The sequence below is a fragment of the Bradyrhizobium sp. genome, assembly GCF_035309285.1.
GTDB lineage: Bacteria > Pseudomonadota > Alphaproteobacteria > Rhizobiales > Xanthobacteraceae > Bradyrhizobium.
Window position 1 is genome coordinate 1 of record NZ_DATGFH010000036.1, and the last position, 8,527, is coordinate 8,527.

Sequence of the window (8,527 nt, forward strand, 5' to 3'; positions counted from 1 at the left end):
TGGCATTCGTGACGGTATGTGTAGGATAGGTGGTAGGCTATGAAGCCGGGGCGCTAGCTCAGGTGGAGCCATCCTTGAAATACCACCCTTATTGTCATGAATGTCTAACCGCGGCTCGTAATCCGGGCCCGAGACAGTGCATGGCGGGTAGTTTGACTGGGGCGGTCGCCTCCTAAAGCGTAACGGAGGCGCGCGATGGTTGGCTCAGAGCGGTCGGAAATCGCTCGTTGAGTGCAATGGCATAAGCCTGCCTGACTGCGAGACCTACAAGTCGAGCAGAGACGAAAGTCGGTCATAGTGATCCGGTGGTCCCACGTGGACGGGCCATCGCTCAACGGATAAAAGGTACTCTGGGGATAACAGGCTGATGACGCCCAAGAGTCCATATCGACGGCGTCGTTTGGCACCTCGATGTCGGCTCATCACATCCTGGGGCTGGAGAAGGTCCCAAGGGTTCGGCTGTTCGCCGATTAAAGTGGTACGTGAGCTGGGTTCAGAACGTCGTGAGACAGTTCGGTCCCTATCTGCCGTGGGTGTTGGAATGTTGAGAGGATTTGTCCCTAGTACGAGAGGACCGGGATGAACGTACCTCTGGTGGAGCAGTTGTCGCGCCAGCGGCAGTGCTGCATAGCTATGTACGGACGGGATAACCGCTGAAAGCATCTAAGCGGGAAACCCACCTCAAAACGAGCATTCCCTTGAGAACCGTGGAAGACGACCACGTTGATAGGCCGGGTGTGGAAGTGCAGTAATGCATGTAGCTTACCGGTACTAATCGTTCGATCGGCTTGATTGCTCTCATTTTCAGTGTCCATGACTTCGTTGTCATTGCCGGGCTTGACCCGGCAATCCATCGAACAAAAGAGACCTGCGCGACGTGTGGCGCGAGGTCCCCGGATCAAGTCCGGGGACTGCGCTTAAACGCTCCGCGTTTAAGCTTGCTTCGTATTTCCTTGTCCTTCGCCGGCCTGGTGGTTCTAGCGAGGAGCCTGAACCCGATCCCATCCCGAACTCGGCCGTTAAACTCCTCAGCGCCAATGGTACTATGGCTCAAGCCCTGGGAGAGTAGGTCACTGCCAGGCCTGCCAAGGACAAGGCAAATTCCTCTTTCACGTGTCACGGATCTGAAAAAGCGCCGCTTCCTCATGGGAAGCGGCGCTTTTTTTGCCCAACTCGCGCACCGCCTCGACCACCGAAGCTGTCGGGCTATTCCAGTTCAGGGCCGGTTCATTTCAAAATCCGTACGCAGGCCTGCCTGAAAGTTGAAGCTCCACCCCGAAGGAGGCTCCCATGCGTCGTTTGATCCGTTCCGCTCTGACCGCGTTGAGCATCGCCTGGCTCGCGGCGTCGTTTGCCGTCCTGATCTCCGATCACGCGCTAGCCCAGCAGGCTGGCGGCCCGCCGATGCAGCTCAAGCAGATTGCGCTGACGCAGAAGCAGATCGACGGCGTGATCGCGGCGGAGAAGGACATGGACGCCATCACCTCCAAGCTGCAACCCGATGCGAAGCCGGACGCCAAGGTGCTCGCGCAGCTCGATGGCGTCGCCAAGAAGAACGGTTTTGCGGGCTATGACGAGTACGGCAACGTCATGGACAACATCGCGCTCGTGTATGGCGGCATCGATCCGGCCTCCAAGAAGTATGTCGGTTCGGAAGCCGTCATCAAGCAGCAGATCGCCCAGGTCCAGGCCGACAAGAAGATGTCGGCAAAGGACAAGAAGCAGGCGCTGGACGATCTCAATAGCGCACTGAAGCAACCCGAGCCGACAATCGAGAACAAAGGCAACATCGATCTCGTCGTGCAGAATTTCGACAAGCTTGCGCCCGTGATGGGCGATGATCAGCAGTAAGATTCTACTCGTCATTGCCGGGCTTGACCCGGCAATCCATCCGGCAAGAAGGCTCTTTTCTCGATGGATGCGCGGGCCTTCGCCGCGCCGGAGGGACTTCGGCCCCGCAGGCGGGTCAAGCCCGCGCATGACAGGTGAAAGACAAAAGCCCCGGAGAGATCTCCGGGGCTTTTTCCATTCCCGGCTCGCCGCGGCTGGCGCGTGCACATCCGCATCAGGAGGCTGTCGTGGTATGAGTTGCACGAAAAGGCGGATAGCGGAGTGGCGGGTATGACCAAGAAGGTGGTGGTCGCAGGCGCGACAGGGCTCGTCGGCAACGCGGTGCTGCGGCATTTCGGCAGCGACGGTGGCGCCGGGGTGGTGGCGTTGTCGCGACGGAAGCCGCGCGATCTCCATGGCGCGCGCCACGTGCCGCTCGATCTGACCGACCCCGCCCAATGTGCAGCCGTGGCGAGCGAGCTGAAAGGCACGACGCATCTCGTCTATGCCGCGCTCTACGAGGAGCCCAATCTCGTCGCCGGCTGGCGCGACGAGAAGCAGATCGCGATCAACGACCGCATGCTGCGCAACCTGATGGGTGCGCTCGAGCCGGTCTCGCCGGAGCTCAAGCACGTCGCGCTGTTGCAGGGCACCAAGGCCTATGGCGTCCATGTCCGCCCGCTCACGGTGCCGGCGCGCGAGGGCCGCTCGGAAATGTACGAGCAGCCGAATTTCTATTGGGCGCAGGAAAACTTCCTGCGCGAACAGCAGCAGGCCAAGGCCTGGCACTTCAGCATTCTGCGTCCCGTCCTGATCGTAGGCCTCGCGATGGGCGGCGCGATGGATCTGATCCCGCCGATCGGCGTCTATGCCGCGATGCTGCGCGAGCAGGGAAGGCCGCTCGATTTTCCCGGTGGGGCAGCGCGCGTCGCGCAGGCCGTCGACGTCGATCTCCTCGCGCGCGCCATTGCCTGGTCAGGCGAAGCTTCGAGCGCGCAGAACGAAGCCTTCAACGTCACCAATGGCGATGTCTTCACCTGGGAGAACATCTGGCCGGCGATCGCGGATGCGCTTGAGATGAAGCCCGGCGAGGCGGTGCCGCTGTCGATGGCGAAAGAATATCCGAACTGGATCGAGCCCTGGGACGCGCTGCGGCGCAGGCATAATTTGCTTTCTCCGTCGTTAAAGGAATTCGTCGGCCTGTCGTTCCAGTACGCCGATTACAGCATGCGCTACGGCCACACCGAATCCGGCCCGCCGTCGATCGTCTCCACCGTCAAGGTCAACCGCGCGGGATTTACCGAGATGATGGACACCGAGGACATGTTTAGGAAGTGGTTCAGGCTGGCGAAGGAAGCGAGGCTGCTGCCGTAGCACTTCCTTCTCCCTTTGTGGGAGAAGGCGGCGCGCATGAAATGCGCGCCGGATGAGGGGTTCGATCGGCGATCTCATCTGCGGAGACAGACCCCTCACCCGCATCGCATCTACGATGCGATGCGACCTCTCCCACAAGGGGAGAGGTGACGGAGATCTGCATCGGCGGCGAAGTTCTAGCGCATCGACGCGTATGCCGTTTCCATCGCCTTGCGCGTCTTGATGGTGTCGTTGTTGGCATCGTACTCGACGTCGCTCCAGCGTACCACGGCGCCGTGCGCGACGTCGTTTTTCAGCTTCACGCGATGCGCGAGCCCGATCGGCAGTGCGCCGGTCTTCAGGCTCTCGGCCGCCGGCATCAGTTTGCCCCACACCGTGTAACCGCCTTCGCCGTCGAGCATCTCGCCGGCGCGCAAATTGCGCTTGGCGATGGACGCGACATCGCCGCGGAAGCTATAGGGCTGCCCGGTCGGCTCCTTGCGCAGCGCGGCTGACAGGATCGAGATGTTTAGTTCAAGCCCGATCAGGTGATAGGGCTTGTACATCGCGGCATATCGCCCGCTCGCGTCCGTCTTCAGTCCATATTGCTTGAAGCAGCCGGCGGCATAGTCGTTCGGCGCTTCCAGCACGGCGTAGACGCCCCAGCGCAGGTCGCGGAACACCGGGCGGCCGTCGCGCTCGAGCGACGACACCACCTCGACGACGCCGGATTTCTCCAGCACGCCGCCTTTGTCCTTCGGCCGCATCACATGCGGCAGATCGTCGACGCCGCAGGGCGGAAACAATAGCCCATGCGACGGTACGTCGAGGCTGCAGGCATTGGCAATCGCCGCCATTTCGATCGCCGACTTGGTGCCATCGAGGAACGAATTGAACATCTGCGGGTTCATGCCCGCCGATTGCGCCTCGCTTCGCGTGAGCCCGTAATGCTGCCAGACGTCATCCGGCGTGACGTCATGATAGGCCGGCAGATATTTCGTGCCCTTGCCGGCCGCAACCACCTTAAAGCCGGTGGCGCGCGCCCAGTCGACGATCTCGGCCGTCAGCGCCGGCTGGTCGCCATAGGCAAGCGAATAGACCACGCCCGCCTTGCGCGCTTCTTCGGCGAGCAGCGTCCCCGCCAGCACGTCGGCCTCGACGTTGACCATGACAATGTGCTTGCCCGCGGCAATCGCTGTGCGAGCATGGCGGATGCCGACCGCGGGATTGCCGGTTGCTTCCACCACCACGTCGATCGCACTGCCCGCGATCGCGCGCGAGGCATCGTCGGTGAAGGTGGTGGCCGCGATCCGGCCTTCGTCCCATCCAACCGTCTTGCAGGCGTCTCTTGCGCGCTGCGGATCGAGGTCGATGATGACAGGGACTTCGAGCCCCGGCACATGCGGCACCTGCGACAGAAACATCGAGCCGAATTTGCCGGCGCCGATCAGCGCGACGCGGACGGGTTTGCCCGCGGCGTGGCGGGCGGCGAGGAGGCGATAGAGGTTCATGGAGAGATGATCCAATCAACAAGTTCGTCATTCCGGGGCGACGCGCAAGCGTCGAACCCGGAATCCATACTCATCCCGCGTTTGCGGCTTGCGGCATTCGCGGCAACTAAGAAAGGCACGGTCGGCTGCCCATCGATTGCGCGAATGGCCCAAGGGCCAAGCGCGCCGTGGTATGGATTCCGGGTTCGACGCTATCGCGTCGCCCCGGAATGACAGAAGAAGTCTACTCCGCCGCTTGCCTTGGCGCACGCGCCAGCCGCAACAGCGCGTCGTCGTCCACGGTCTTGATCGGCGTAAAGTCGCGGTGCGCGATATGGTCCGGCCGCGTGGGGGTGCGGATGTAGTTCGAGACCGCGTTCAGCGTCAAATACACGATCTTGCGCGGGTAGGGCGTGATGTTGCCGCCCGAGCCGTGCACGAGATTGCCGTGGAACATCAACATGCCGCCGGCCTTGCCGGTCGGGGCCACGATGCCGCCCTGCTTGACCAGGCGCGTCACCGTTTCCTCGTCCAGCGTCCAGAGCGGATAGGACGTGGTTTCGAGATCATGCGAAGCCTTGAGGTCGCCGGCGGTCTGGCTCTTCGGCACCAGCATCAACGGGCCGTTGATCGGCATCACCTCGTCGAGGAAGATCGCGATGTTCATGGCACGCGGCTCGGGCATGCCGTCGTCGCGCTTCCAGGTGCCGTAATCCTGGTGCCACTGCCAGACGTCGCCGGTGAAGGCCGCTTTCGCGTTGATCTTGAACTGATGCATGTAGACCTTCTCGCCGAAGATCTGCTCGATCGGCTCGATCATGCGCGGATGCGCGCCGAGCACGCCGAAGGCTTCGTTGTAGAGATGCGCGGCAAACGCCGTGCGCGGCGCACCGCTCTTCTCACGCCAGACCTCGGGGCGATTGGCGTCGTAGATGCTGACCGCCTCGCGGGCGAGGAAGTCGACCTCCTCCTGCCTGAACAGTTCGGGCAGGAACAGCCAGCCTTCGCGGTGGAAGAATTCGATCTGCTGCGGCGTCAGTTTCATGGTGCATTCCTCCTTGTTGTCATTTGTCATTCCGGGGCGCGTCGAAGACGCGAGCCCGGAATCTCGAGGTTCCGGGTCTGGTCCTTCGGACCATCCCGGAACGACGGCGCTTGCCGGTCATGCGGCCTGAGCCGCCATCCTCAACCTCTGTTCCGTCCGTTGTCCCGCGGTCAGCGCATGCGCCTCGGCAGCAGCCTCAGCGGCCTTGGCGTCACCCGCAAGAATTGCCGCACCGATCGCCTCATGCTCGCTCCAGGCGCTCTCGCGATAATCGAGCTCGGCGAGCACGGTCGCCATCGAGCGGCGCATATGTGGCCATTGCGGCGCGATCATCTCCGAGATCGCCGGATTGCCGGCAAGGCGGTAGATCGCGCTGTGGAAGTCGACGTCGAGCGCGATCAGTCTTGCAAGCGATGTTTTCCTGTCGATGGCGCGGCCGGCGCGCAGCGCCGCTTCGAGTCTTGTGCGGCCGGCTGCGTCGCTTGCGGCGCGGCCAGCGGCCAGGCGCGCGGCCAGCGCATCGATCGCGCTGCGCACCTCATAGAGCTGGCGAATGCGCTCGGGATCGAGCTGCGTGACCTCGAAGCCGCGTCGGCCGCTTTCGGCGACGAGGCCCTGCTTGTGCAACAGATGCAGCGCATGCGAGACCGGCTGACGCGACACGCCGAGCCTTTCGGCCAATTCGTTCTGGCGGATCCGCTGGCCCGGCAGCAGCGTGCGATCGGTGATCGCCTCCAGAATCCGCGCATAGACCTGGTCGATCAGGTTCGGGGCTGGATCGAGGGGGATCATGCCGGGCCGCTCACTTTTTGAATACGGAATGCCGTATTCCGAACGCTAACGCATCAGCACCCGCGCGTCAAGCGGTGGAAAAACATCAATAAAATCAGATGGAAGGCATAGCGATCCGGCTTGGCCGTCACAGCACGGCCGTCCTCCTCGACCCAAACTGTCGGGGATCATGCCGGTCCGCGTGTGGCGGCTAATCAGCCCGCCAGAAATTCCGTCACCGCGCGGCAAAATCCTTCCGGGTCTTGCTCGAACATCCAGTGCCGCGCGTGGGCGATCTCGGCGGTCTTCGCCCCCGCAATGTGCTTGGCCATCTCGCGCCACATGGTCGACAGCGAGCCCGTGGTATCGCTGCCCCCGATCAGCAGCGTCGGCGTCTTGATCGCGAGCATGTCCGCCATGTTGTAGGGCTTGCGCGCCTCGTGCGCCTGGCCGAGCAGGGTATAGATATTATCGCGGAGCTGCTGTTTCGCGGCGGCCGGCAGCCGCCGCCAGCTTCCTTCGCCGTCGATGAGGTCGACGAAATTCTGTAAGCCGCCCTCGATGTCGCCCTCGCGAACCTTGTTGACGGAGAGGAGGACGCGCGCGGCCAGCGCTGACGGCGCGCCGGGTTTGACCGTCGGATCAAGCGAGGGATCGAAATCGCCGCCGGGCTCGGCCAGGATCACCTTGCGCAACAGATCCGGCCGGGCCTGCGCGACGCGGAAGCAGATGTGCCCACCGCGGGAATGGCCCATCAGGTCGACCGGCCTTGGCGTGATCTGCTCGATGAAAGCGATGACGTCGTCGACATGCCGCGCCATGCGGTAATCGTCGCCGACGCCGTTCCAATGCTCGGGAAAGAAATGCCGCAAGCTCACCGCGATGACGCGGTGCTTCTTCGATAACGGCCCGAGCACCGCATACCAGGTGCGGAAATCGCCGAGCGTGCCGTGCACGCAGACCAGGGGATGGCCTTGTCCAACCTCGAGATAGGCCATGTCGTAACCGTTGACTTTGATTGTCTGCATGATCAGCTCGCCAAAAATTCAAGTACGATTTCGGAGTAGCGTTGCGGCGCCTGCTCGAACATCGGATGCGTCGCGTTCGGGATCATCGCCGTGTTCGAACCCGCGACATGCGCCGCCAGCGTATGCAGCACTTTCGGCAACAGGCCTTTGGTCTTTTCGCCGCCGATGAACAGCGTCGGCATCCTGATCGCTTCCGCGTCGGCCTTCGTGAACGGCGGGCGATTATCGCGCACTTGCCCGATCAACGTGACCGCATTATCGCGCAGGAGCTGCTTCGCCGTCGGCGGCAGGCGCGGCCAGGTGCCGGGGCCTTCGAGGGCGTCCATGAAGAAGGCAAGCCCGCCATCGACGTCGCCGGCCGCGATCTTCTCGGCCGCGGCCGTGAAGCGCGCAAGCAACGGCGAGGGGCCCGCCTTGTAGTCGGGATCCAGCGTGGCATCGAGCTCGCCGCCGGGCTCGGCCAGGATCAGCCTGCGCAACAGGTCCGGCCGCCGCTGCGCGACACGGAAGCAAATGTGCCCGCCGCGGGAATGGCCCATCAAGTCGACGGGCCCCATGTTCAGCGTCTCGATGAAGGCGATGACGTCATCGACATGCTGGGTGATGGAATAGGTGCGACCTGCGCCATCCCATCGCTCGGGAAAAAAGTGCCGGAGGCTGACGCAGATCAGCCGGTGCCGCTTCGACAGCGGCCCGATCACAGAGCTCCAGATCCGGAAATCGCAGAGCGAGCCGTGCACGCAGACCAGCGGCGGGGGGCCGTTTGATTGGCCCACGTCGAGATAGGCCATGTCGTATCCATTGACGTGAAGGGTCTGCATTTGAACTCGCCGGTGGGCAGTCTGAAGGATCGTCATGCCCGGCCTTGTCCCACGGCTGTCCGGTTTAATTTTGGTGGACATGGCGCATGGCGTGGATTCTTCTGCGGTCTTGAGCATCGCCAAATGTTCGAGACACACAAGGAAGATCCCGCCATGCGCCACCACAATACAGTAATTCACGGCATTCTG

The 8,527-nt window shown here is 62.7% G+C and carries 7 protein-coding genes and 2 rRNA genes; 4 read left to right on the top strand and 5 right to left on the bottom strand.

Annotation, left to right across the window (positions count from 1 at the left end):
* The 4 genes from VKR55_RS07900 to VKR55_RS07915 all read left to right on the top strand — a co-directional run.
* Positions 1-796: ribosomal RNA gene (locus tag VKR55_RS07900) — 23S ribosomal RNA — on the top strand; the annotation flags it as partial.
* 171 nt (positions 797-967) lie between these two features.
* Positions 968-1,082: ribosomal RNA gene (rrf, locus tag VKR55_RS07905) — 5S ribosomal RNA — on the top strand.
* A 208-nt stretch (positions 1,083-1,290) separates the two neighbouring features.
* Positions 1,291-1,851 (top strand): hypothetical protein, encoded by a 561-nt coding sequence (locus VKR55_RS07910; RefSeq protein ID WP_324401495.1) that lies wholly within the window; start codon positions 1,291-1,293, stop codon positions 1,849-1,851.
* Between the two features lie 270 nt (positions 1,852-2,121).
* Positions 2,122-3,204, top strand: coding sequence for an SDR family oxidoreductase (locus VKR55_RS07915; RefSeq protein WP_324401497.1), 1,083 nt, complete (start codon positions 2,122-2,124; stop codon positions 3,202-3,204).
* 176 nt (positions 3,205-3,380) lie between these two features.
* On the opposite strand, the gene VKR55_RS07920 is transcribed toward VKR55_RS07915, so the two are convergent.
* From VKR55_RS07920 to VKR55_RS07940, 5 genes are all read right to left on the bottom strand, one after another.
* Positions 3,381-4,694: an NAD(P)H-dependent oxidoreductase gene (locus VKR55_RS07920; RefSeq protein ID WP_324401498.1), complete on the bottom strand. Its 1,314-nt coding sequence runs from the start codon at positions 4,692-4,694 to the stop codon at positions 3,381-3,383.
* Between the two features lie 223 nt (positions 4,695-4,917).
* On the bottom strand, positions 4,918-5,718 hold the full coding sequence (locus tag VKR55_RS07925) for a phytanoyl-CoA dioxygenase family protein (RefSeq protein ID WP_324401500.1): 801 nt from the start codon (positions 5,716-5,718) through the stop codon (positions 4,918-4,920).
* Between the two features lie 117 nt (positions 5,719-5,835).
* On the bottom strand, positions 5,836-6,510 hold the full coding sequence (locus VKR55_RS07930) for a GntR family transcriptional regulator (RefSeq protein WP_324401502.1): 675 nt from the start codon (positions 6,508-6,510) through the stop codon (positions 5,836-5,838).
* Positions 6,511-6,704: 194 nt separating this feature from the next.
* Complete coding sequence (locus VKR55_RS07935; protein ID WP_324401504.1) at positions 6,705-7,517, bottom strand: alpha/beta fold hydrolase; 813 nt, start codon at positions 7,515-7,517, stop codon at positions 6,705-6,707.
* A 2-nt stretch (positions 7,518-7,519) separates the two neighbouring features.
* A complete protein-coding gene (locus VKR55_RS07940) occupies positions 7,520-8,338 on the bottom strand; it encodes an alpha/beta fold hydrolase (RefSeq protein ID WP_324401506.1) in 819 nt (272 codons plus the stop codon).
* Positions 8,339-8,527 lie beyond the last annotated feature (189 nt).